This is a genomic window from Streptomyces sp. NBC_01506 (assembly GCF_045040295.1).
Taxonomy (GTDB): Bacteria; Actinomycetota; Actinomycetes; order Streptomycetales; family Streptomycetaceae; genus Streptomyces.
On the sequence record NZ_CP109422.1, the window covers coordinates 158,484 to 179,941 of the forward strand.

General features: G+C 70.4%; 22 protein-coding genes. 2 read left to right on the forward strand and 20 right to left on the reverse strand.

The features are described 5' to 3' along the window. From OG329_RS00690 to OG329_RS00750, 13 genes are all read right to left on the reverse strand, one after another. Window positions 1-474 (reverse strand): DNA-binding protein, encoded by a 474-nt coding sequence (locus OG329_RS00690; protein WP_405791718.1) that lies wholly within the window; start codon window positions 472-474, stop codon window positions 1-3. Between the two features lie 82 nt (window positions 475-556). Beyond that, on the reverse strand, window positions 557-1,381 hold the full coding sequence (locus OG329_RS00695; protein ID WP_405791719.1) for a polysaccharide deacetylase family protein: 825 nt from the start codon (window positions 1,379-1,381) through the stop codon (window positions 557-559). Window positions 1,382-1,859: 478 nt separating this feature from the next. Next, window positions 1,860-2,603, reverse strand: a complete 744-nt coding sequence (locus OG329_RS00700) for a carbonic anhydrase (RefSeq protein WP_405801601.1) — start codon at window positions 2,601-2,603, stop codon at window positions 1,860-1,862. A 100-nt stretch (window positions 2,604-2,703) separates the two neighbouring features. Further along, window positions 2,704-3,711, reverse strand: coding sequence for a 1-aminocyclopropane-1-carboxylate deaminase (locus OG329_RS00705; RefSeq protein ID WP_405791721.1), 1,008 nt, complete (start codon window positions 3,709-3,711; stop codon window positions 2,704-2,706). A gap of 101 nt (window positions 3,712-3,812) precedes the next feature. After that, window positions 3,813-4,490: a GntR family transcriptional regulator gene (locus OG329_RS00710; RefSeq protein ID WP_405791723.1), complete on the reverse strand. Its 678-nt coding sequence runs from the start codon at window positions 4,488-4,490 to the stop codon at window positions 3,813-3,815. Between the two features lie 73 nt (window positions 4,491-4,563). Beyond that, the gene (locus OG329_RS00715; RefSeq protein ID WP_405791725.1) at window positions 4,564-5,205 is read right to left on the reverse strand and encodes an alpha-ketoglutarate-dependent dioxygenase AlkB; all 642 of its coding nucleotides are present in this window, start codon (window positions 5,203-5,205) and stop codon (window positions 4,564-4,566) included. A 70-nt stretch (window positions 5,206-5,275) separates the two neighbouring features. Further along, entirely contained in the window at window positions 5,276-6,280 is a 1,005-nt protein-coding gene (locus OG329_RS00720) for an esterase/lipase family protein (RefSeq protein WP_405791727.1), read from the reverse strand. Window positions 6,281-6,462: 182 nt separating this feature from the next. Next, window positions 6,463-7,155 carry an urea ABC transporter ATP-binding subunit UrtE gene (urtE, locus tag OG329_RS00725; protein WP_405791729.1) on the reverse strand — a complete coding sequence of 231 codons (693 nt, stop codon included), beginning with the start codon at window positions 7,153-7,155 and terminating at the stop codon, window positions 6,463-6,465. Further along, window positions 7,155-7,985 carry an urea ABC transporter ATP-binding protein UrtD gene (urtD, locus tag OG329_RS00730; protein WP_405791731.1) on the reverse strand — a complete coding sequence of 277 codons (831 nt, stop codon included), beginning with the start codon at window positions 7,983-7,985 and terminating at the stop codon, window positions 7,155-7,157. The genes urtE and urtD overlap by 1 nt, the downstream gene beginning before the upstream one ends. After that, entirely contained in the window at window positions 7,982-9,160 is a 1,179-nt protein-coding gene (gene urtC, locus OG329_RS00735) for an urea ABC transporter permease subunit UrtC (protein WP_405791733.1), read from the reverse strand. The genes urtD and urtC overlap by 4 nt, the downstream gene beginning before the upstream one ends. Continuing rightward, window positions 9,157-10,056 carry an urea ABC transporter permease subunit UrtB gene (urtB, locus tag OG329_RS00740; RefSeq protein WP_405791735.1) on the reverse strand — a complete coding sequence of 300 codons (900 nt, stop codon included), beginning with the start codon at window positions 10,054-10,056 and terminating at the stop codon, window positions 9,157-9,159. Before urtB ends, urtC begins: the two co-directional genes overlap by 4 nt. Continuing rightward, complete coding sequence (gene urtA, locus OG329_RS00745) at window positions 10,053-11,306, reverse strand: urea ABC transporter substrate-binding protein (protein WP_405791737.1); 1,254 nt, start codon at window positions 11,304-11,306, stop codon at window positions 10,053-10,055. Before urtA ends, urtB begins: the two co-directional genes overlap by 4 nt. A gap of 182 nt (window positions 11,307-11,488) precedes the next feature. Then, on the reverse strand, window positions 11,489-12,571 hold the full coding sequence (locus OG329_RS00750; protein ID WP_405791739.1) for a substrate-binding domain-containing protein: 1,083 nt from the start codon (window positions 12,569-12,571) through the stop codon (window positions 11,489-11,491). 118 nt (window positions 12,572-12,689) lie between these two features. Here OG329_RS00750 and OG329_RS00755 point away from each other — a divergent pair, with 118 nt between their 5' ends. After that, a complete protein-coding gene (locus tag OG329_RS00755; protein WP_405791740.1) occupies window positions 12,690-13,145 on the forward strand; it encodes a MarR family winged helix-turn-helix transcriptional regulator in 456 nt (151 codons plus the stop codon). Between the two features lie 22 nt (window positions 13,146-13,167). On the opposite strand, the gene OG329_RS00760 is transcribed toward OG329_RS00755, so the two are convergent. The 5 genes from OG329_RS00760 to OG329_RS00780 all read right to left on the reverse strand — a co-directional run bounded on the left by OG329_RS00760 (window position 13,168) and on the right by OG329_RS00780 (window position 18,642). Beyond that, complete coding sequence (locus OG329_RS00760; RefSeq protein ID WP_405791742.1) at window positions 13,168-14,490, reverse strand: acyl-CoA dehydrogenase; 1,323 nt, start codon at window positions 14,488-14,490, stop codon at window positions 13,168-13,170. Between the two features lie 151 nt (window positions 14,491-14,641). Continuing rightward, on the reverse strand, window positions 14,642-15,100 hold the full coding sequence (locus OG329_RS00765) for an RrF2 family transcriptional regulator (protein WP_405791743.1): 459 nt from the start codon (window positions 15,098-15,100) through the stop codon (window positions 14,642-14,644). 58 nt (window positions 15,101-15,158) lie between these two features. Further along, window positions 15,159-16,502 (reverse strand): LLM class flavin-dependent oxidoreductase, encoded by a 1,344-nt coding sequence (locus OG329_RS00770; protein WP_405791745.1) that lies wholly within the window; start codon window positions 16,500-16,502, stop codon window positions 15,159-15,161. Between the two features lie 110 nt (window positions 16,503-16,612). Next, complete coding sequence (locus tag OG329_RS00775) at window positions 16,613-17,116, reverse strand: flavin reductase family protein (RefSeq protein ID WP_405791747.1); 504 nt, start codon at window positions 17,114-17,116, stop codon at window positions 16,613-16,615. 290 nt (window positions 17,117-17,406) lie between these two features. Further along, window positions 17,407-18,642, reverse strand: a complete 1,236-nt coding sequence (locus tag OG329_RS00780) for an ROK family protein (protein WP_405791749.1) — start codon at window positions 18,640-18,642, stop codon at window positions 17,407-17,409. 310 nt (window positions 18,643-18,952) lie between these two features. On the opposite strand from OG329_RS00780, the gene OG329_RS00785 reads away from it, so the two are divergent. Next, complete coding sequence (locus OG329_RS00785) at window positions 18,953-19,495, forward strand: GNAT family N-acetyltransferase (protein WP_405791751.1); 543 nt, start codon at window positions 18,953-18,955, stop codon at window positions 19,493-19,495. A gap of 66 nt (window positions 19,496-19,561) precedes the next feature. On the opposite strand, the gene OG329_RS00790 is transcribed toward OG329_RS00785, so the two are convergent. Both OG329_RS00790 and OG329_RS00795 read right to left on the reverse strand, forming a co-directional pair. After that, on the reverse strand, window positions 19,562-20,131 hold the full coding sequence (locus tag OG329_RS00790) for a hypothetical protein (protein WP_405791753.1): 570 nt from the start codon (window positions 20,129-20,131) through the stop codon (window positions 19,562-19,564). A gap of 7 nt (window positions 20,132-20,138) precedes the next feature. Beyond that, window positions 20,139-21,290 carry a DUF475 domain-containing protein gene (locus tag OG329_RS00795; RefSeq protein ID WP_405791755.1) on the reverse strand — a complete coding sequence of 384 codons (1,152 nt, stop codon included), beginning with the start codon at window positions 21,288-21,290 and terminating at the stop codon, window positions 20,139-20,141. Between the last annotated feature and the right edge of the window lie 168 nt (window positions 21,291-21,458).

Below are 21,458 nucleotides of genomic sequence, written 5' to 3' on the forward strand. Positions count from 1 at the left end.
CTACTCCAAGGGCTGGTCGGAGTTCTGGTCGGCGTCCTGATCGGTTCCCGTACGCCCGACCAGCCGTTCGTAGCGCTGGCGGGCGGCCTGCGGGGTGCCGAGACCGAGGCCGAAGGCGACCTCCTGCCAGGTCATGCCACGGCCCCGAGCCATCTGGAGGAGTCCCGCCTCCAGTTCGTCCATGTCGCCACGGGCGCGCGGCACCAGGCTCAGGGCGGCGGTGATGTCGGCCTGATCCACCTCCGGCTCACCCGCTTCCGGCTTCGCGGCCCCGCTGAGCAGGAACGACACGAGCCTGACGGCTTCGTGCGGCGCGATGACGGACGGATGCGCCTGCCGGCGGCGCTGCGCATCCGTGGCCGCGTGCCGCTCGGCGATACGGAACAGGGACGCGTGCACGCGGTGCGCACGGGCCTGGTCCGGGTGAGGGGCGGTGAAGGGGTCAGGGCCGTGCTGATCGGGAGTCGATGACATACACGTCAGCTTGGCCCGCACACCTGCCGAAGTCAACAGTTCGTGTTGAACATTGCGTTTAACTCCGTCATTCACGTCCCGCTCACGGGCGGTACACCTCGCCGGGCTTCGGGACCGCCGGCGCGAACAACTGCGGAACGGTGACGAAGGTGTAGCCGCGCTTCTTCAACTGCTCGATGATGCCGGGCACGGCGGGGACCGTCCCGTCGTAGATGTCGTGGAGCAGGATGATCCCGTCGGCGGACGCGTCGTCGACGATGCGGCGCTCGATGAGGTCGGAATCGGTCGTGGAGTAGTCCTTGGCGGTGGCACTCCACAGGACTTGTGAGAGGCCGAGTTCCCGGGAGATGTCCGTGACGTCGCCGTTGGTACGCCCCTGGGGCGGGCGCATCAGCGTGGGCTTGCGTCCGGTTATCTTCGCGATGGCGTTCTGCGTGCGGGAGAGTTCCTTGCGTATCCCGGCCCGGTCGAGATCGGTCAGGATGCGGTGGCTCCAGGTGTGGTTGGCGACCTCGTGCCCCTCGTCGGCGATGCGGCGGACGGTGTCGGGATGGGCCAGTACGTGGTTCTTTCCCAGCAGGAAGAAGGTGGCCGGCACCTTCTCCTCCTTGAGGATGTCCAGCAGCCGGGGCGTGTCCTTGCCCGGTCCGGCGTCGAAGGTGAGCGCTATGCACTTGGCCTTGGCGCAGTCGACGGAGCCGTAACGCCCTTCGCCGTCACCTCCCGCGTCCCCTCTGACCGAGGCGGGCGAGACGGTCTGGGTGCCGCAGCCGGTGAGGGTCAGGGCGAGGGTCGCGACGACGGCGAGTGCGGCGGCGGCCGTACGGCGCACGCGTGCGACGGGTGCGACAGGTGCGGCGGGGCTGTTTTCGGGCATGGCGGAGCCGGGCGTGGTGGTGCTGGGCATGACGGTGCTCTCTCTGTGTGCTCGCGGCGCGCTTCGGCGCTCGACGCCAACCCGCTCGGTGGCCGCCGGTCACGGGCCTGCGGGCGTACGGGCGTACGGGCACGACGGGGCCCGCCCCGGGGCCTCGCGGTGGTGCGCACGCGAGCGGGGTGGTGCGGAAGGTGAGATGGGGCGCGCGGGGTTCGCCGCGCGAAGAAAGGGGCCCTCAGAAGGGCGAGTGCTTACATCCGGCGCCCGTCACCGCGAGCGGGCGCGGGATCGGCCGGATGGAGCCGGGCAGGGCGGAACATGCCAGGCCAGGAGGGGTCCCAGAACATGCACCTCACTATACACACGCGGTATACGTGCAGTGCATAGAGGACCGGAGACCGCCCGGGAAACACGCTCCGGGGCCCGTGAACGCGAAGGATCGCGGACGAGAAACACTCGTCCGCGATCCGTTGGCGCCCCGCGAAGGACCCGTAGGCCCTGAGCGGTGTCAGCTAATCCGGTGGACCAACTGGGTGTTCAGTTCGTAGCGTGCGCCGACGATCTTCAGCTCACCCGCGGCCACCTTGGCGGCGAGATCGGCGTCCCCCGCCAGCCGCGATTGGACCAGCTTGACCTGCGCGCTGACGGTGGCGTCGACCCGCGCGTCGCCCTCCTGCGAGTGGTCGATCGCGGGCTCGATCTGGTCGGCTATGTACTGGATATGGGCGGGCAGGGACTCCCCCGTCTCCTCCGCGTGCACGGCGGCGGCGACAGCGCCGCACGACTGGTGCCCGAGGACCAGGACCAGCGGGATGCCGAGCTCCAGGACGCCGTAGGCGATGCTGCCGAGCACCGCCTCGTCCAGGACCTCACCGGCCGAGCGGACGGTCATGAGGTCGCCGAGTCCCTGGTCGAAGACCAGCTCCGGTGGTACGCGGGAGTCGATGCAGCCGAGTATCAGGGCGAAGGGGTCCTGGCCGGACACCAGCGCCTGCCGCACCGACTGCGACTCGTTCGGGTGCTGCTGATGGAAAGTGCGCCAACGGCGGTTGCCCGCGGAGAGTTCCGCCAGCGCGGCGTCGGGGGTGCTGGGCCTGCTACGTGTCGTGGATGTCCGGCTGGCGGCACCCACCGGCGTGGCGCCGGCGATGAGTCCGCTTCCGGCCGCGGTGGCGACCGCCGCGGTGGCGACGGAGGCGCGGAGCAGTGCGCGGCGACTGGTCGCCACCGGCATCTGAGCATGTGGGGTCATTTTCACGCACGGACGGTAACTCTCTTACTATTAAAGAACTTTCATACATACAAGGTCTTGACCGTCCTTTGTACATCCCTTGGCTCGCGCTCCCGCCGCATCAGTGGAAGACACCGCTGTACGCGTTGAGAGCGGGCTGGCCGCCGAGATGGGCGTACAGCACGTTCGAGTTGGCGGGGATGTCCCCGTCGCGTACGAGATCGATCAGCGCGGCCATCGACTTCCCCTCGTACACCGGGTCGATGATCATGCCTTCCAGACGGCCGGTGAGCCGGATCGCGTCGAGCGTGGACTCCACCGGGATCCCGTACAGATCCCCGGCCCAGCCCGCCAGGACGGTGATCTCGTCGTCCCTCAACTCCCTTCCCAGATCGATGAGTTCGGCGGTCGCGCGGGCGATCTTCGCGACCTGCGCACGGGTTTCGCCGATCCTGGCGGAGGCGTCGATGCCCAGGATCCTGCGGGGCCGGTCCTGGCCGGCGAAGCCCGCGATCATGCCGGCCTGGGTGCTGCCGGTGACGCTGCACACCACGATCGTGTCGAAGAAGACGCCCAACTCGCGCTCCTGACGCGCCACTTCACCGGCCCAGCCGGCGAAGCCGAGTCCGCCGAGCGGGTGGTCCGAGGCGCCCGCCGGGATCGCGTACGGGGTACCGCCCCCGGCCTCGACATCCGCCAGGGCCTGGTGCCAACTGTCCTTCGCGCCGATGCCGAACCCCGACTGGACCAGGCGCACTTCTGCACCCATGACACGGGACAGCAGGATGTTGCCGACCTTGTCGTTGACGGCGTCGGGCCAGTCGACCCAACTCTCCTGGACCAGGACCGCCTTCAGCCCGAGCAGGGCGGCGACGGCCGCGACCTGCCGCGTGTGGTTGGACTGGATGCCGCCGATGGTGACCAGGGTGTCGGCTCCCCGCGCGAGCGCGTCGGGCACCAGATACTCCAGCTTGCGGGTCTTGTTCCCGCCGTACGCGAGCCCGCTGTTGCAGTCCTCGCGCTTGGCCCAGATACGGGCGCCGCCGAGATGGCCGGAGAGGCGGTCGAGCGGGTGGACGGGGCTGGGGCCGAAGAGGAGGGGATGGCGCGGGAAGTTGTCGAGTGACATCTGAGGCTCCTTGGGATTGGCCGGGGGCCGGCGCGTGTCGAGTCGCGGCGCGGGAGGGTCGTGGCCGGGAGGGCCGTGGCCGGGAGGGCCGGCGTCGCGGGTCAGTCGTCGCTCTCGTCGGCGGCCAGGGTGTCGAGAAGCGGGGCCAGCGTCTGCCAGTTGGCGCGAGTGGCCGCCGCGGCGGCGTCCACGTCACCGGCGGCGCACAGCTCGATGATCCGGTCGTGCTGGGCGACCGAGCCCCGGCCGCTCAAGGAGGAGAAGCGCAGCCGCTCGACACGGCGCAGCACCGGCGTGAACTGTTCCAGTACGGCGCGCAGCGCCTGGTTCGCGCAGGCGGTGACGGCGACGCCGTGGAACGCGTCGTCGGCGGCGAGCGCCGCGTCCACGTCGTTCCCGGCCAGGGCGTCGGCGAAGCGGGCGTTGGCCGCGCGCATGGCGTCGAGTTCGGCCGTGGACAGGTTGGGCAGGGCTTCCCGTACGGCCAGTTCGTGCATGGCCGCGGTGACGGACTGCGCGCCCCGGGCCGCCCGGAGGTCCAGCGGGCTGACGATCGTGTAGCGGCCGGGCCTGGTCCGTACGAGACCGGTCTGCTCCAGACGCCCCAGCGCCTCGCGGATGGGAGTGCGGCTGATGCCCAGCCACTCCACGAGATCGCTGTCGTTGAGCCGCTCCCCCGGCGTGAGCGTGCCGTCGACGATCGCGTCCCTGATGGCCTGGTAGGCGTTCTCCCGCAGGAGCGGTCTGGAGACGAGCCCTCGGCTCTGGGGTACCGGCATGCGATATATTGCACATCGGTGGAGTAGCCACGTCAAGGGCGAGTGGGGGGTTTGCGGGTTGACCCCGAGCCGGTCAGCTCACGCCGCGCGGCCGGAACTGGACGCTGATGCGCGCGCCCACCGCTCGCGCCGTCTTGGGAATGGCGTGTTCCCAAGTGCGCTGGCAGGAGCCGCCCATCACGATGAGGTCGCCGTGCCCGAGCGGTCTGCGGACGACGGAGCCGTGCCGTCGCCGCGGTCTCAGGACCAGATCGCGCGGGGCGCCGACCGACAGGATCGCGACCATGGTGTCCTCGTGCGAACCCCGGCCCGTCCGGTCGCCGTGCCAGGCGACCCCGTCGTGACCGTCCCGGTAGTAGCAGAGTCCGGCGGTCGCGAAAGGCTCGCCCAACTCGTCGGCGTAGTGGGCGCTCAGCGCGTCGCGCGCCTCGTCAAGGACCGGGTGCGGGAGTGCGTCCGGCGTGCCGTCGCGTTCTCCGTAGAAGGCGAGCAGTCTCGGTACGGCCACCTCCCGCTCGTACATGCGCCGGCGCTCGGCCCGCCACGGCACGCCGGAGGCCAGTTCCTCGTACAGCGCGTCGGCCCCGCCGAGCCAGCCGGGGAGCAGATCGATCCACGCCCCGTCCCCGAGCACGGTCCGCCGCACGCCCGTGAGCGGACCGAGCCCGATCTCGTCGGTCTGGTCGAAGAGGGAACCCTGCGCGTGTGCTGCCATGTGTCCAGCATAACCACACACTCGAACATACGAGCGATTCATATGTGCGGCCCCCGACCGGTGGCCGCGCTCAGCTAAGGCAGTGCGCGGGACGGGCGCTCGCGGGGTCGAGGGCGTTGAGGACCAGCCCGTACATGACCGTGCTGTACGCGATGCCCAGATGCGCGCTCATGTCCACCGGGCACGCGTCCTGGAGCGTCAGATTGTCCACCGGGGCGTCGGGGCCCGCCGCGAGGTACTGCTGGCGGTAGGGGGTGACCACCTCGTCGGTGCGTGTGACGACCGTCGTGTAGCGGACGCCGGGCACGGTGTCACCACCCGTGTCCAGTTGGACGTTGACGTCGGAGCCGACCGTCTGGTCCTTGGCGGCCTGCCCGGCCATCCGCGCCGTGGTGTCCAGCACGCGCAGCGATTTGGCGAGGGACGCCATGCCCGACGCGGTGGTGCCGTGGTTGCTCGGGGCGATGCCCACCAGTCGGTGCGTCTTCGCCGCGCCCCCTTCGAACTTCAGATACCAGCGCGGCAGGAGCCCGCCGCCCTGGGAGTGCCCGACCAGATCGACCTGCTCGGCACCGGTGGCGCCCAGGACCTTGTCCACGAAGGCGGCCACCTCCTTGGCGGACTCGGGGACAGGGCCCCTGGCCTTGAACACGTCGCCGTCGGGTGCGCCGAAGTTGAGGGCGTAGACGCAGTGGCCCGCCCGCTTCAGGACGGGCGCCAGACCTGCCCAGTTGGCGTACGCGTTCGCCCAGGTGCCGTGGATCAGCACGACGGGACGCGAGTGCGCGGCGCTGGGCCGGCAGGACCAGTCGTTGGCGCCGGGCGGTGACATCTCGGGGGCGGCCTGCGAGCGGGCGAACGCGGCGGCGAACCTCGCCAGGCCGGTGTTCGGGGCGGCCGCCGTGGTGCGGGCGGAGCCCGGCGTAACGGACGGGAACGACGACGAAGCGGATGAGGATGCCGGAGAGGATGACGACGGGGAGATGAGGGACGGGAACGAGGATGAGGGCGCCGCCGCCGCGACGGCGATCACCACGGACCCGACCAGTGCGGAGGCGGCATGTCTGAGCTTCAACAGGGCTCCTGCGTATGAGGCCCCACTCGGCCCCGCACGTGTCCCGGCTCCCACCGCGGAGCGCAGGGACGCCACGCCGGACACCGGAGAAGGGGGGCGTCTATCGATGACGCCCGCCATCCGACCCCATACGGCCTCCCACCGGCCGGATTACCCCATCGGTGGGCGCGGAGCACGCGGGCTCACACGCTCAGCGCGCCCCGTACGTCGCGCTGCGCGGCCTCGCCTCCCGCGCCGGTGGAGGTGACCCGGCCGGACTCCAGCACGTAGTAGTGCTCGGCTGCGCGCAGCGCGAAGCCGACGTGCTGTTCGACGAGGAGTACGGAGAGTCCGCCCGCCGCGCTCAGCCGTAGCACCGTCTCCTCGATCTCGGCCACCACCGACGGCTGGATGCCCTCGGTGGGCTCGTCCAGCAGCAGCAGGCGCGGTTCGGTGATCAGGGCGCGGGCGATGGCGAGTTGCTGCCGCTGGCCGCCCGACAGCAGCCCGGCCCGGCGGCCGAGGAGCCCGCGGAGCGCGGGGAAGAGATCCAGTGCCGCGGCCATGGACGCCTTGCCGCCGCGCCGGCCGTCGGCGACGAGCTGAAGATTCTCCCCGGCGGTCAACTGCTGGAAGCACTGCTGGCCCTGCGGGACGTACGCCATGCCCCGCGCGACCCGCTCGTGCGGCGCGAGGCGTGTGACGTCCTCGCCGTCGAGCCGCACACTGCCCCGCTGGGGTCTGACGAGGCCGATCGCGGTACGCAGCAAGGTGGTCTTGCCCGCGCCGTTGTGCCCCAGCACGGCGACCACCCCGTCGGTCGGAACGGTGAGGGACACGCCGTGCAGGACCGAGCTGCGGTCGTAGCCGGCCCGGACGTTCTCGATCTCCAGCATCATGCCTCCTGCGCGGCGGGCGCCTGCGCGGATACGGGGGCGGGAACGGGGGCTGCGTCGGCAGCGGCGTCGGCGTCGGTGACGGGCGCGTGCCCCAGGTAGACCTCCTGGACCTTCGGGTCGGCCTGGACCTGGGCGACGGTGCCCTCGCTCAGCACCCGTCCGGCGTGGAGAACGCTGACGGTGCGGGCGAAGGAGCGCATGAAGTCCATGTCGTGCTCGATGACGACCACGGTCCGCTCGCGGCTCACCTTCTGAAGAAGCTGCCCGGTGGCCTCCCGTTCGTCGTGGCTCATGCCCGCCACGGGCTCGTCCAGCAACAGCAGTCGGGCGTCCTGCACCAGCAGCATGCCGATTTCCAGCCACTGCTTCTGACCGTGTGCGAGCACTCCGGCGAGCTTGTCGCGCTGCGCGGTGAGGCCGATCTCCTCGAGGGCGTGCAGGACGCCCTCCGGAGTGCTCCGGCGTCTGCGCAGCAGTGTCAGCGCGGAGCGGCCGGCGCCCGCGGCGATGTCCAGGTTCTGTTCCACGGTCAGCCGCTCGAAGACGGTGGCGGTCTGGAAGGTCCGGCCGATGCCCGCGCGCGCGATGCGATGGACGCTGCGTCCCAGTAGTTGCCGGCCGTCGAACTCGACCGATCCGCTCGCCGGGGAGAGGCCGGTGACGGCGTCGACAAGGGTGGTCTTGCCGGCGCCGTTCGGGCCGATGAGGAAGCGGATGTCGCCCCTCGCGACATCGAGGTCGACGCCGTCGACGGCGGTGAATCCGTCGAACGACACGCGCAGGTCGCGGATGCTGAGCAGGACGTCCGGTGCCGTCGTCCCCGTCATGAGGTCACCTCCGGTGTGGCGGGTACGGCCGAGCGGCGTTTCAGCACCCCGGCGAGAGACGCGAGCCCGCCCGGCAGGAAGCCGACCACCAGCACGAACAGCAGGCCCTGCGCGTAGGTCCAGGCCGCCGGGAACTCCTCCGACAGCGCGGTCTTCGCCCATGCCACGGCGATCGCGCCGAGCACGGCGCCGACCAGCGACGCGCGCCCGCCGAGCGCCGCGCCGATGACGAACTCGATCGAGGGGACGATGCCGATCAGGGCGGGCGAGATGATGCCGACCGCGGGGACGAAGAGGGCGCCGGCGAGACCGGCGGCGCCCGCGGCCACGACGTACGCGAACAGCTTCACGTTGGCCGGGTCGTAGCCGAGGAACCGTACGCGTTCCTCGGAGTCCCTTACGGCGACGAGGAGTTCGCCGTACCGGCTGTGGATGAGCTGACGGACCAGGAGCATCAGGATCAGCAGCACGGCGGCGATGACGAAGTAGACCATCCGCTGGTTGACCGGGTCGTCCAGGTCGTAGCCGAAGAATCCCTGGATGTCGGTGAGGCCGTTGGTACCGCCCGTGGTGCCTTGCTGGCCCACGAGCAGGATGACCATGGCGACGGCGAGCGCCTGGCTGAGGATGGCGAAGTACGCGCCGCGCACCCGGCGCCGGAAGATGAGCACGCCCAGCAGCGTGGCGACGGCCATCGGCAGCAGGACGGTCAGGGCCAGCGCGACGACCGGGTTCTCGAACGGCCGCCACCACCAGGGCAGTTGGTCTACCTGGCCGTACAACTGCATGAAGTCCGGGAGTTCGCCGGGCCCGGCGTCGGCGAGCTTGAGGTGCATGGCCATGGCGTAGCCGCCGAGGCCGAAGAAGACTCCCTGGCCGAGGGTGAGGAGTCCGCCGCGCCCCCACGCCAGACAGATGCCGACGGCGACGATCGCGAAGCAGAGGTACTTCGCGAGGAGGGAGAGCCGGAAGTCACTGAGGACGGCGGGGGCGAGGCCGAACAGCGCGAGTGCTCCGACGGCCAGGATCGCGGCGGAGCGCAGCCGCTTCGGGTCCTTCGCGCCTGCGGCCCGGTCGGTGCGCTCGGTGCGCTCGGTCCGGTCGATGGCGTTGGTGCGGTCCGTACGGTCGGTCGTGGTGGTCGTGTCGGTCGTGTCGGTCCGGTCATCGGTCATGCCAGGCTCCGGGTGCGCAGGGTGAACAGTCCTTGGGGGCGCCACTGGAGGAACGCGACGATGGCGACGAGGACCACGACCTTCGCGATGCTCACGGTGGTCGAGTACTCCATGACGGACTGGAGCATCCCGAGCGCGAACGCGACGATGACGCTCCCCTTGAGCTGCCCGATGCCGCCGACGACCACGACGAGGAAGGCGTCGATGATGATGTTGGTGCCCATGGTCGGACCGATGGGGCCGACGAGTGTCAGCGCGACACCGGCGACACCGGCGAGACCGGACCCGATGAAGAACGTCGTACGGTCCACCCGCGCGGTCGCGAGGCCGGACACCTTCGCCAGATCGCGGTTCTGCACGACGGCACGGATACGGCGGCCGAGCGGGGTCAGCCGCAGCAGCAGCGTCATGCCGACCACCGCGGCGATCGCGAGGGTGAGGATGAACAGCCGGCTGTTGGCGAGGGTGAGGGTGTCACCGCCGGACTCGTACAGGGTGATGTGGCCGGTGAGCCAGTCGGGCGCGCGGGTCTGCACGTTGGGCGCGCCGAAGATGTCGCGGGCGAGCTGCTGGAGGATCAGCGAGACACCCCAGGTGACGAGGAGCGTGTCCATGGGGCGCTCGTAGAGTCGCCGGATGAGCAGCATCTCCAGCAGGACGCCCAGCGCGCCGGCGACGAGGAAGGCCGCAGGGAGCGCGACGAGCAGGGACGCCCCGGCGCTGCTGACGGTCTGTTGGACGACGTAGGCGGTGTAGGCACCGGCCATGATGAATTCGCCGTGCGCCATGTTGATGACGTTCATCTGGCCGAAGGTGAGGGAGAGTCCGAGCGCGATGAGCAGGAGTACGGCGCCGATGCTGATGCCGATGAACAGTTGGCTGAGTATCACTGTCATGAGAGGTCCGCGGCCCAGTCGTAGCCCTTGAGGAACGGGTCGGGCTTCACCGGTCCTTCGGACTTCCACACCTCGGTGATCAGCCCGTCGGCGCCGATCTTGCCGATGCGCGCGGTTTTGGAGATGTGCTGCGTCGCACCGTCGACGGTGACCGTGCCCTCGGGTGCGTCGAAGGTGATGCCGTCGGAGGCCGCACGCACCTTGTCGACGTCGAAGGAGCCGGCCTTCTCGACCATGGCCTTCCACAGATGGACCGAGGTGTAGGCGGCCTCCATGGGGTCCGACGTCGGCTTGTCCTGGCCGTACTTGGCCTTGTACGCCTTGACGAAGGCGGTGTTCGCCGGGGATTCGGTGGTCTGGTAGTAGTTCCAGGAGGTGAGCTGGTCCTTCAGATACGAGGCGCCGATCGACTTGACCTCTTCCTCGGCGATCGAGACCGAGACGACGGGCATGGTGGCCGCGGTGAGGCCGGAGGACTTGTACTCCTTGAAGAACGCCACGTTGCTGTCGCCGTTGAGGGTGTTGAACACGGCGTCGGCCTTGGCGGACTTCACCTTGCCCGCGATACTGCTGAACTCGGTGGAGCCGAGCGGCGCGTAGTCCTCGCCCGCCACCGTCATGCCGTTGGCCTTCGCGTACGCCTTGATGATCTTGTTGGCGGTGCGCGGGAAGACATAGTCGCTGCCTACCAGATAGATCGACTTTTTGCCCTGCTTCTTCAGATAGTCGAGGGCGGGCACGATCTGCTGGTTGGTGGTGGCGCCGGTGTAGAAGATGTTGGGCGACTGCTCCAGGCCCTCGTACTGGACGGGGTAGAACAGCAGCGCGTCGTTCTTCTCGAACACCGGTTTGACGGCCTTGCGGCTCGCGGATGTCCAGCAGCCGAAGACCGCGGCGACCCGGTCCTCCCTGATCAGCTTCTCGGACTTCTCGGCGAACGTCGGCCAGTCGGACGCCCCGTCCTCGCTGATCGCCTTGACCTGTCGGCCCAGCACCCCGCCGTCCGCGTTGATCTCCCCGATGGCGAGGTTGATCGCGTCGCGTACGGTGACCTCGCTGATGGCCATCGTGCCGGAGAGCGAGTTGAGCAGACCGACCTTGACGGTCTTGTCCGAGACGTCGGCCTGGACGCCCTTGCCCTCCGCCGACGCGTCACCCGTCTTGGCGCCGCAGCCGGTCAGGACCAGTGCGGTGGTGGTGACAAGTGCCGTACAGCTCAGGGCTGTTCGGATCGCTCGGGAAGCGGGCATCGAAGCCTCCTCGCCCCCGGACGGGGGCCGTGAAGTGCGGGTTGCGGTGACGGCAACGAGCCTCGGGGCGCTCCGTTTCCCCGTTGTTTCACGGCAATTAATACTTCCCGCAGGAAGTAACTCGACGGCGGTCACCGTCAGTTGCCCACCCGCCCGCCCGGCCGGCCTAACAGTCAGTCCGTTCACTGCGGTCGCAGTTCGGTCAGCACGTCGAAGTCCAGCCCGTCCGCCCGCGCGAGGTAGATGCGCTGGCTGACATGGCGTCGGCGCAGCCGCAGGAACCCGCGCGGCCCCTCGTACGACACCTCGTCGGCGCCCGCGCCGATCGCCGTCACATCGAGGGTGCGGGCCCGCTCCACCAGCGCCGCGAGCAGCAGCACTCCCTCGTAGCAGGACTCGCCGAGAGAGCCGGGCAGGGGCGCCTCGATACCGAACCGGCGGGCGTACAGGCCGTGGAAGTCGAGGGTGTCCTGGTTGGCGAGGGAGGCGAAGAAGCCCGCGGTGCTGTACAGATCGGTGGTGGCGTCGGCGCCGCTGGCCAGCAGCATGTTCTCGTCCATGAGGGTGCTCAGCCGTGGCGCGCGCACCGGAAGTCCCGCCGAGGCGAAGGCGCGGTTGAAGCGGACGGCGTCGCTGCCGACGAGCAGCATCAGTACGCCGTCCGCGTCCGACCGCTCGATCGCGCGCAGCACGGGTCCGAACTCCTCGGTGCCCAGGGGGAGATACGTCTCGCCACACACCGCTCCCCCGCTCTCGCGGGCGTAGCCGCGCGCGGCCAGCGCGGTGCGGCGCGGCCATACGTAGTCGTTCCCGACCACGTACCAGCGTCTGATCCGCCGCTCGTCCCCCAACAACCGCATGGCGGGGCGCAGTTGTGCGGCGGGGGTCTCGCTGGTCAGGTAGACGCCGTCGGTCCGTTCGCCGCCCTCGTACAGCGCCGTGTACACGTACGGCACCCGGTGGGCGATGCGCGGCGCGAGGACCTGTCGTACGGAGGAGATGTGCCAGCCGGTCACGCCGTGGACCGCGCCGCTCGCCACCAGCGTCTCCACCTCGTCCGCCACCTGGCGGGGCGGGGCGCCGCCGTCCACCGGGACGAGGCGCAGCTCCCGGCCGAGGATGCCGCCGTTGCGGTTGACCTCGTCGGCGGCGAGTTGCGCGCAGAGCCCGCAGGCGGGCCCGAAGATCCCGGCGGGTCCTCGCATGGGGTGGACGAGCGCGACGCCGATCGAGGTGTCGGCGGCGTGCCAGATGGACCGGCGCATCGCCCCATGATTGCCCGGTGCGGCCGGGGATCTCCGTGCTGTCCGCTCTGTGGAACGCCGCGCCGGCGTCCACACTTTGTACGATGGGCGGGTCACCGGACCGAGGAGCGACCGGCCCATGCCCTCTGCGCGTCAACCCCATGACCTGGTACGCCTGTTGACCGGTGCCGAGCGGCTGGTACTGCGCCGGCTGCGCACCGTGCTGGACACCGCCGGCTGCTCGGTCGACGCCTGGCGTGTGCTGTCGCTGCTCTCGGACGGACAGGGCCACCGGATGAGCGCGGTGGCGGACTGCGTGTTCCTGCCGCCGCCGACGCTCACCAAACTGGTCGACCAGTTGGTCGACCAGAATCTCGTCCATCGCCGTGTCGACCCGCTGGACCGCCGCCGGATCCTGGCGTATCTGACCGACGGCGGGCGCGCGTTGTGGTCGCGGCTGGATCAGGAGATCCGCGACGACTGGTCACGACTGCCGATGACGGTCGAGGAGGACGAACTCACCCGCTCGCTCGGCCGGTTGGTGTCGACGCTGGAGGGATCCGCGACGGGCGCGGCCACGGGTCTCGTGCTGTGAACGGGGACTTGGCGCACAGGGTCTACGAGCGGGCGGTGAACGGCGGATGGGTTCCGTTGAGGTAGTGGTCGCCGATGTCGCGCAGGCGGTGCGTGGGTGAGCTCTGCGCGGTCAGCGCGCGGGCGTTGCGCCAGAATCGGTCGAGCGCCGCGCTGCTGTCCAACGACGTTGCCGCTTGGGTGAGTTCGAGGATGCGCGTGGTGATGTCGACCGCGGATCTGCTGGTGACGGCCTCGGCCGCGGCGACCAGGACGGCGATCTCGGCGCGCTCGTCCATGCCGAGGTCGCTCCCGGTGAGGAGCCCCTGTTCCAGGGCGTCCGTCGCGCGTTCCACGACGGCGGCGGCCGTATGCGCGGCGGTCGCCAACTCCCCGTACGCGAGCAGCAGATACGGGTCCCCGCTGGGCCGTACGGCGTAGCTGGTGGCGTCCGGCGCCTCGGCGCGCGGCGCCGGCAGCACGGCCCGGCTGACGTCGCGGGCCTCGGCGAGGGCGCCCTCGGCGATGCCCAGGGCGACATGGCTGAGGACGAGGCGCAGGGCGAGCGGCGCGAGCGCGGTGAACGCGGAGACGGCGTGTTCGTCGCGTGGCACGGCGCCGAGGATGTCGTCCGGGCCCACCGGCACGTTGTCGAAGTCGACGCTGCCCGCGCCGGTGAGCCGCTGGCCGAGGCGGTCGTTGTCGGCGCCGGCGAGTACGCCGGAGTGTGCCGGGTTCACGAGTGCGATCAGCAGCTCGCCGGTGTGGGTGGAGGTCGCGCCGACGACGAGCCGGTCGGCGACGGTGACTCCGGCGGCGAACGACCTCCGGCCGTTGAGGAGATAGCCCGAGCCGGCCGGGGAGAGGGTGAGGCCGGGGCCGCTGTCCGGGTCGGCGAGGTCGGTGCCGCCGCCGAGGAGCAGACCGCCGGGGACGGCGGAGGGCTCGTGCCCGGCCGGGCCGTCCGGCGCGGCGAAGAAGCGGCTGCTCCACGAGAGCACGTAGTGCCGGGCGATGAGTTCGCCGATGGAGCCGTCGGCCGCCGCGATCTCGCGGATCACGGCGGCGGCGGTACGCCAGTCCGCGCCGCTCCCGCCACTGCCGCCAGTGCCGCTGCCGCTGTCGTGGGCGGTATCGATGCCGGTCCGTCCGGGGCCGAGGGGTGCGGGTGGCGTCAGGAGCGCGGGCAGGCCGGCCTCGCGCAGCCGTGCCACCTCGTCGTACGGCGGCTTGCCCGCCCGGTCGCGGGCGATCGCGTCGGCGGCGAGGTCGTCGGCCACCTCCCGCGTGACGCGCGGCCACATCGCGTCGTCGGCTACGAGGGGCTTGCGCGGGGCGGCCGTTCGGACCACGGGTTTCGTCGGCACGGTGCCGGCCACCTCCAACATCCCTGTGTTTCCCACTGGATTAGTAGGAATACTGGCACGGAGTCATCCTCACCCCAAGTGCGTGTTCATATGGTGGACTTGCGTTCCGGTCGGCGAAACCGCGGCGGGCCGGTACGCAGGCCCGTTCACCTCAGGGATTCGTCCAGGCCTCGGGGTCGGCGGCGAGCGCGGACACGTCCTCCGGCAGCCCTGCCGAGGCCACGTCGGCCAGCGTCACCACGTCCAGAATCTGGCGGACGTTCGCCCGCAGCGCGATCCACAGCGGCAGCAGCGACTCGGCGGGCCCGGTGTAGGACAGCTCGGGCGGGCGGACCCCGCGCACCGAGACCAGGGGTCCGTCCACCGCGCGGATGACGTCGGCGACCGTGATGGCGTTCGCGGGCCTGGCCAGCCGGTATCCGCCGTTGCCGCCGCGCCGGCTCACCACGAGCCCGCCGCGGCGCATGTCGTTGAGGATGCCTTCGAGGAACTTGTGCGGGATGTCCTGGGCGGCGGCGATCGCCTCCGCCTTCAGCGGGGCCTCGTCGCGGGACGTGGTGAGCTCCAGCGCGGCACGTACCGCATAGTCCGCTCTGGCTGAAATGCGCATGTGCGCAGTATCGCGCACGGCTCCGCCCCGTCCGGGCGGAGCCGGTGAACCGCCCCGGTCAGGTGCCGACAGCGTCGAACAGCCGGTTGGCCGGGCGCGCCAGTCCGTAGTGCTCGCGCAGCGTCGTACCGGCGTACTCCGTGCGGAACAAGCCACGCTCCTGGAGGATCGGCACGACCTGGTCGACGAAGACCTCGAGACCGGAGGGGAGCAGCGCCGGCATGATGTTGAAGCCGTCGGCGGCGCCGCTGTCGTACCAGTGCTCGATGGTGTCGGCGACCTGCTCGGCGGTGCCCGCGAAGGTGCGGTGCCCGCGTCCCCCGCCGAGCCTGCCGATGAGTTGACGTACCGTCAGGCGCTCGCGCCTGCCCAGCTCCACGACCAGGGTGAAGCGGCTCTTGGCTCCCTCGATGTCGTCCTCGGTGGGAATGTCGTCGGGCAATTCCTCGTCCAGGACCAGTCGTTCGGCCGGGACGCCGAGGAAGGTCGCCAGTTGGCGCCGGGCGTACTCGGGGACGATGTGCCGGTCCAGCTCCGCGTCCAGCTCCAGGGCGTCGGCCTCCGTGTCGCCGACGACCGGCACGATCCCCGGCAGGATCTTGATGCCGTCCGGGTCGCGCCCGAGGGTCACCGCGCGCTGCTTGACGTCCTTGTAGAAGGCGATGCCCTCCTCCAGGGTCTGCTGCGCGGTGAACACCGCCTCCGCGTAACGCGCCGCGAAGTCCTTGCCGTCCTCGCTGGATCCCGCCTGGACGAGGAGGGGGTGGCCCTGCGGGGAGCGCCGTACGTTCAGCGGCCCGTCGACCCGGAAGTGCGGTCCCCGGTGCTCGATCCGGCGCACGCGGTCGGCGAGCGCGTACACGCCGCGCGCCCTGTCGGCCACCACCGCGTCGTCGGCCCAACTGTCCCAGAGCTTCGTGGCCACGTCGATGAACTCGGCTGCCCGCAGATAGCGTTCGTGGTGCGGCGGGGTGTCGTCCAGATTGAAGTTGCGGGCGGCGTCGGCACCCGCCGTCGTCACGATGTTCCAGCCGGCGCGCCCGCCCGAGACATGGTCGAGGGACGCGAACCTGCGGGCGAGGTTGTACGGCTCGTTGTAGCTGGTGGACGCGGTGGCGATGAGGCCGATCCGGCTGGTGACACCGGCCAGGGCGGTCAGCAGCACGGTGGGTTCCAGGATGCTGGCGGGGCGGCGGCCCGGGTCGCCGTGCAGGACGGGGCCGTCCGCGAGGAAGAGGGAGTCGAGCTTGCCGCGCTCGGCGATGCGGGCCAGGTTCTTGTAGTGCTCGACGTCCGTGCCGTCGTCGGGGCTCTGCGGGAGCCGCCAGGCGGCCTCGTGGTGGCCGACGGTCATCAGGAAGGCGTTGAGGTGCAGGGGCTTGCGGTCCGGATCGCGTGACATGGGCGTTCTTCTCCCGGGGCGGGGTGACGGGTGGGTGAGTGGCAGTCGGTGCTCGGCGCTTGGCGCTTGGCGCTTGGCACTCCGCGCCTGGCGCCTGGTGCTCGCGACGCTCAGAGCGCGAGGTAGCGGCCGTCGTGGAACAGCAGCGGGCGCCGGTCCTCGTCGTGCTCGGCGTCCTCGACGCGGCACACGACGATCCGGTGGTCCCCGGCGGGGACGATCTGCTGGACGCTCAGCCGCAGCCAGCCCGCCACGCCGTCGAGTACGGGCTCCCCCTCCGGCAGTCGCCGCCAAGCGGTCGGCGCGGCGAACCTGTCGATGCCGCTGGTGGCGAACGTCCTTGCCAGCGGCTCCTGTTCGGCGCCGAGGAAGTTCACGACGGCCGACGACGCGCGCTCGATCGTCGGCCATGACGAACCGGAGAGCGCGATACCGAACGACACGAGCGGTGGGGAGAGGGACAGTGACGTGAGCGAGGTGGCGGTGAATCCGACCGGCCCGTGGCCGGCGTCGGCGGTGACCACGACCACTCCCGCCGGATATCGGCGGAACACTTTTCTGAAGCGCTCCGGGGCGATGCCCGCAGCGAGATGCGACGACGCGGTGACAGTCAACGTCTCCCCCAGGAAGAGAGGTGAAGCAACGGAAAAAGGGCAGGCAGTGGCCACGCACAGAGCTGTGGGACGAGTCAGAACCGCGTGGTTCGGGGCGCGCGAGGCGGGCCGGACGCGATCGCCGGTGAATTCATCGGTGGACCGTGGCGCGAGGAGAATTCAGGCGCGACAACAGGGGCAGGGCACGTGACGCGGAATCCGCCGCCGAATGGTCATGAATTGATTGTCCTGCGCACGTACGGGCCGGGTCAACAATGCAACTCCTTGAATTAAGTCACTCGACCCGCAGGTCAGGACACGGCCGTCAGCGTGGGCCAGGGCCGTCCGAGCGGATCCGCGTAGAGCGCGCCCAGCGCCACCGCCGCGCCCGCCGTGGACAGCACGCTGCCGGTGAAACTGCTTGCCACGACGGCCTGTTCGGGGTCGTCGCAGACGAGGGAGCGTTCCGCGACCTCCGTCCGCAGATCGGCCAGGCAGCTCGGAAGCAGTCCGGTCCCCGGCTCGACCACCACCACGACCTCCGGATCGAACATGTCCAGCAGCAGTGCCACGGCCCTGCCGACGAGCCGGGCTCTGCGGCGGAACAGCCCCAGCGCGCGGGGCTCCTCCGCCAGCGCGCGTTCCAGCAGGGCGGGGAACGACCGTACGGGGTCGCCCTGTTCGGCCGCGAGCCGCATCATGGCCTGCTCCGAGACCTCCGATTCGAGGCCGCCGCCACCGCCGACCGGCAGCCGCGCGATGCTTCCCGCGCCGTGCCGGGGTCCGAGGTGCACCTCGCCGGCGGTGGCGAACGCGGCGTCCACCACGGCGCCGACGAACAGCAGCACGGCGCTGCCCCGAGTCGACGCCTCGCCGACCAACTGCTCGGCCCGCGCCAACGCCCGTGCGTGGCTGTCCACATGGACCGGCAGCCCGGTCGCCGCGGCGAGATGGTCCCGTACGGCGACGTTCCGCCAGCCCAGTCGCGCATGCCGCACGATCACTCCGGCCCCGGGGTCCACCCGGTGGCCGGTGGCCACACCGAGGGCCAGCACCGGACGGCCGCCGGCGTGGGCGGACACCAACCGGGGCAGCCGCTCGGCGAGCGAGTCCAGCACCGGGCGTGGCCGCGGACGTATCTCCCGGTGCGACTGCCGCTCCTCGGCGACGATCCGGCCGCGCAGATCCATCAGGGACAGCGTCGAGTTGGTGACGGCGATATGCGCGCCGGCGACCAGATAGCGGCCGGTGTCGATGTCCACGGGGACGTGCGGCCGGCCCAGTCCGCGCGGCCCGGCGGTCTCCGGGCTCTCCCGGATCAGCCCTCGGGCCAGCAGTCGCGCGCTGTGTCCGGTGACAGAGGCCGGGGACAGGCCGGTAAGTCGTGCGACGGTGCTACGGGCGATCGGACCGTGGTCGAGGACGGCGTTCAGCACGGTCCTCGTGCCGGGGGCGGGGGCGCGGCGTGGCGGTGCGGTGGCCGGCGGGATGTCCGCGCGGCGTACGGGGGTGGGTCGGCGACGGACGGGCACCGGCGGCTTCTTCACGGGTGTCTTCCAGATCCTGGATGGCAGCGGCGGCGACCTCGGGGACATGTCCCGTCGAGAGCCGGCCGGACCGCGTGGGCGCTGTGACGTCAGCCCTGGTGACACGCCGCGGAGCACACGCGCTTGAGATCGATATGACCTCGAGTCGTCAGGTGCGCGGATCGCTGCATGTCGGGCAACGTAACCGCAGCGGCCGAACGGGGTCAATGACCGGCCGCATCCTGGACGGGCACGGGCACGGGCGCTGGGGTGCCGATGCGGCTGCCTTATCCGTTTGCCGCCGGCGAGTCCGGTCGGATAGGAAACTCGCATGCTAAAAGGCACCAAGGTCGGGCTCAGGGCCCGGTACGAGGACGACATCCCCATCCTGCTGACCGAGCTGTACGACGACGTGGTCAACGGTTCGCGGGCGGACAGCCGGCCGTGGCGGCCGATCACCCCCGGCTCGAAGGACTCACGGCTGGTGGTGGACGACACGGAGGAAGGGCGCGTCCCGTTCTCCGTGGTGGAGCTGGAAGGCGGCACGCTGATCGGCATCGCGAACCTGTGGGACATCGACAACCACAACCGGTCCGCGCACATCGGCCTCGGACTGCTGCCGTCGGCCCGTGGCCAGGGCTACGGCACCGACGTCGTCGCGGTGCTGTGCCACTACGGTTTCGTCGTGCGCGGCCTGCGGCGGTTGCAGATCGAGACGCTCGCGGACAACGCCGCGATGCTGCGCTCCGCCGAGCGCAACGGCTTCGTACGCGAAGGTGTGCTGCGCTCCGCGGCCTGGGTGATGGGCGAGTTCCTGGACGAGGTGCTGCTCGGTCTCCTCGTCGAGGACTGGAAGCCGGACCCGAAGGCGTAGGCCGGCTCGGCGTCGGTGACGTCGTCTTGTACGGCTCCGGCCCGGCCCACTCACGCCGGAGCCCCCCTACAGCGGCAGGAACGCGGCGGCCGTGGCCGCGCCCAGCGCGGCGCCCGCCGCCGTCTGGGCGGCGGAGTGGTAGCCGAGCCGTACCCGCGACCAACACACGGCGACGACGAGTGCGTACGCCACGACCCACCACGGGTCGTGGACGGCGGCGAGCATCGCGACGACCGAGGACGCCACGGCGGAGTCGACGCTGATCTTCCATACGGTGTTCACCGCCAGCAGGACGACCGTCATCGCCCACAGCGCGGTCATCGCGACCAGGATGCCGGTCGGTGCCCGGCCGGCGATCATCGCCAGCGCGCCGGCACCGATCGAGCCGAGGATCACGAGGAAGATCGGTGCCCGCTGCGTCCGGTCCACGACATGCCGGTCGCCCCATCTGCCGCGCCCGCGCTCCCACTCGATGTACGCGGCGGGCAGTATCCCGGCGCACAGCGCGCCCAGCAGCCCCCAGGGGACGCCGGTCCAGTCGCCCGCCGCCGCGGCGCCTATACCCAGCATTCCGGCGAGCAGAGCGTTGCGGGGCTGGAGCACGTCGGTGATCCGGCGGGCGGTCCGTGCGGTCACGTACGGCTCACGCGAAGTCCGTCGCGCGCGCCTCGCCCGCCGCGATGCGTCGGTTGCGCCGGACCGACGACCAGAAGGACAGGCCGATCAGGACGACCCCGATGAGGCCCGTGATGATCTCGCTGATCTGGTACTGGATGGTGACGAGCAGGATCACGGCGAGCGCGCCGATCGCGTAGTGCGCGCCGTGCTCCAGGTAGACGTAGTCGTCGAGGGTGCCCTGGCGGACGAGGTAGACGGTGAGCGACCTGACGTACATCGCGCCGATACCGAGGCCCAGCGCCATCAGCACGATGTCGTTGGTGATGGCGAACGCGCCGATGACTCCGTCGAAGGAGAAGGACGCGTCGATGACCTCGAGGTAGAGGAACATGAAGAACGCGGCCTTGCCGGTGACGGCGACGAGCGAGGGACCGCTCTTGCCACCGCGCCCGGACGCCAACTGCGTCCCCGCCTCACCCGCCTCCCCCTCCTCGGCGGCTTGCGCGTCGGCCTCGTCCGCGAGCCGGTTCTCGAAGAAGCTGGAGAGCCCGCCGACGATCAGATAGGTGACAAGGCCGGCGAGTCCCGAGGTGAGCACCGTCTGCGCCTTGTCCGCGTGCTCGCCGCCATGCTGGTGGGCGTGGGTCGCCACCGTCATGGAGGCGATCAGCAGCACGATCAACGAGAGGCAGACGGACAGCATCTCGACCCGTCCGAGCTTGGCCAAGGGGCGTTCGATCCAGCCCAGCCACTTGATCTCGCGGTCCTCGAAAACAAAGCTGAGGAAGATCATCAGCAGGAACATGCCGCCGAAGGCGGCGATCGACGGGTGGGCGTCGGTGACCAGTTGCTGATACCGGTCCTTGTCGTTGACCGCCAACTGCACCGCCTTGACGGGGCTGAGTTTGGCGGTGACCGCGACGATGATGACAGGAAAGGCGAGTCTCATGCCGAACACGGCGATCAGCACACCGATGGTGAGGAAGATCTTCTGCCAGAAAGCGCTCATCTTCTTCAGGATCCCGGCGTTGATCACCGCGTTGTCGAAGGACAGCGAGACCTCCAGCACGGTCAGGATCGCCACGACCCCGAGCGCGGCCCAGCCGTCGTAGAACACCGCCGCCACAAGACCGAGCACGGTGAAACCGAACGCCCAGCCGAATGTTTTCAGTACCACGACTCACCATGCCTTCCGCCGGACATGCTAGGCGATCTACGGCCGGACGCCCCGTCAGGCCGCGGACGGACCCGACTGAAAGGGTTCAGCAACTACCTCCGGATCATATGCCCGAACAAGCAATGTGAGCGCGACACCTTGACGGGTCAGAGAGTCACCCCTACGTTC

What these genes read in the sequence shown, in the direction of transcription:
- OG329_RS00690 (WP_405791718.1), bottom strand. Translation starts at nt 474, where the DNA reads ATGTCATCGACTCCCGATCAGCACGGCCCTGACCCCTTCACCGCCCCT.
- OG329_RS00695 (WP_405791719.1), bottom strand. Translation starts at nt 1,381, where the DNA reads ATGCCCAGCACCACCACGCCCGGCTCCGCCATGCCCGAAAACAGCCCC.
- OG329_RS00700 (WP_405801601.1), bottom strand. Translation starts at nt 2,603, where the DNA reads ATGACCCCACATGCTCAGATGCCGGTGGCGACCAGTCGCCGCGCACTG.
- OG329_RS00705 (WP_405791721.1), bottom strand. Translation starts at nt 3,711, where the DNA reads ATGTCACTCGACAACTTCCCGCGCCATCCCCTCCTCTTCGGCCCCAGC.
- OG329_RS00710 (WP_405791723.1), bottom strand. Translation starts at nt 4,490, where the DNA reads ATGCCGGTACCCCAGAGCCGAGGGCTCGTCTCCAGACCGCTCCTGCGG.
- OG329_RS00715 (WP_405791725.1), bottom strand. Translation starts at nt 5,205, where the DNA reads ATGGCAGCACACGCGCAGGGTTCCCTCTTCGACCAGACCGACGAGATC.
- urtE (WP_405791729.1), bottom strand. Translation starts at nt 7,155, where the DNA reads ATGCTGGAGATCGAGAACGTCCGGGCCGGCTACGACCGCAGCTCGGTC.
- urtD (WP_405791731.1), bottom strand. Translation starts at nt 7,985, where the DNA reads ATGACGGGGACGACGGCACCGGACGTCCTGCTCAGCATCCGCGACCTG.
- urtC (WP_405791733.1), bottom strand. Translation starts at nt 9,160, where the DNA reads ATGACCGATGACCGGACCGACACGACCGACACGACCACCACGACCGAC.
- urtB (WP_405791735.1), bottom strand. Translation starts at nt 10,056, where the DNA reads ATGACAGTGATACTCAGCCAACTGTTCATCGGCATCAGCATCGGCGCC.
- urtA (WP_405791737.1), bottom strand. Translation starts at nt 11,306, where the DNA reads ATGCCCGCTTCCCGAGCGATCCGAACAGCCCTGAGCTGTACGGCACTT.
- OG329_RS00750 (WP_405791739.1), bottom strand. Translation starts at nt 12,571, where the DNA reads ATGCGCCGGTCCATCTGGCACGCCGCCGACACCTCGATCGGCGTCGCG.
- OG329_RS00755 (WP_405791740.1), top strand. Translation starts at nt 12,690, where the DNA reads ATGCCCTCTGCGCGTCAACCCCATGACCTGGTACGCCTGTTGACCGGT.
- OG329_RS00765 (WP_405791743.1), bottom strand. Translation starts at nt 15,100, where the DNA reads ATGCGCATTTCAGCCAGAGCGGACTATGCGGTACGTGCCGCGCTGGAG.
- OG329_RS00770 (WP_405791745.1), bottom strand. Translation starts at nt 16,502, where the DNA reads ATGTCACGCGATCCGGACCGCAAGCCCCTGCACCTCAACGCCTTCCTG.
- OG329_RS00785 (WP_405791751.1), top strand. Translation starts at nt 18,953, where the DNA reads ATGCTAAAAGGCACCAAGGTCGGGCTCAGGGCCCGGTACGAGGACGAC.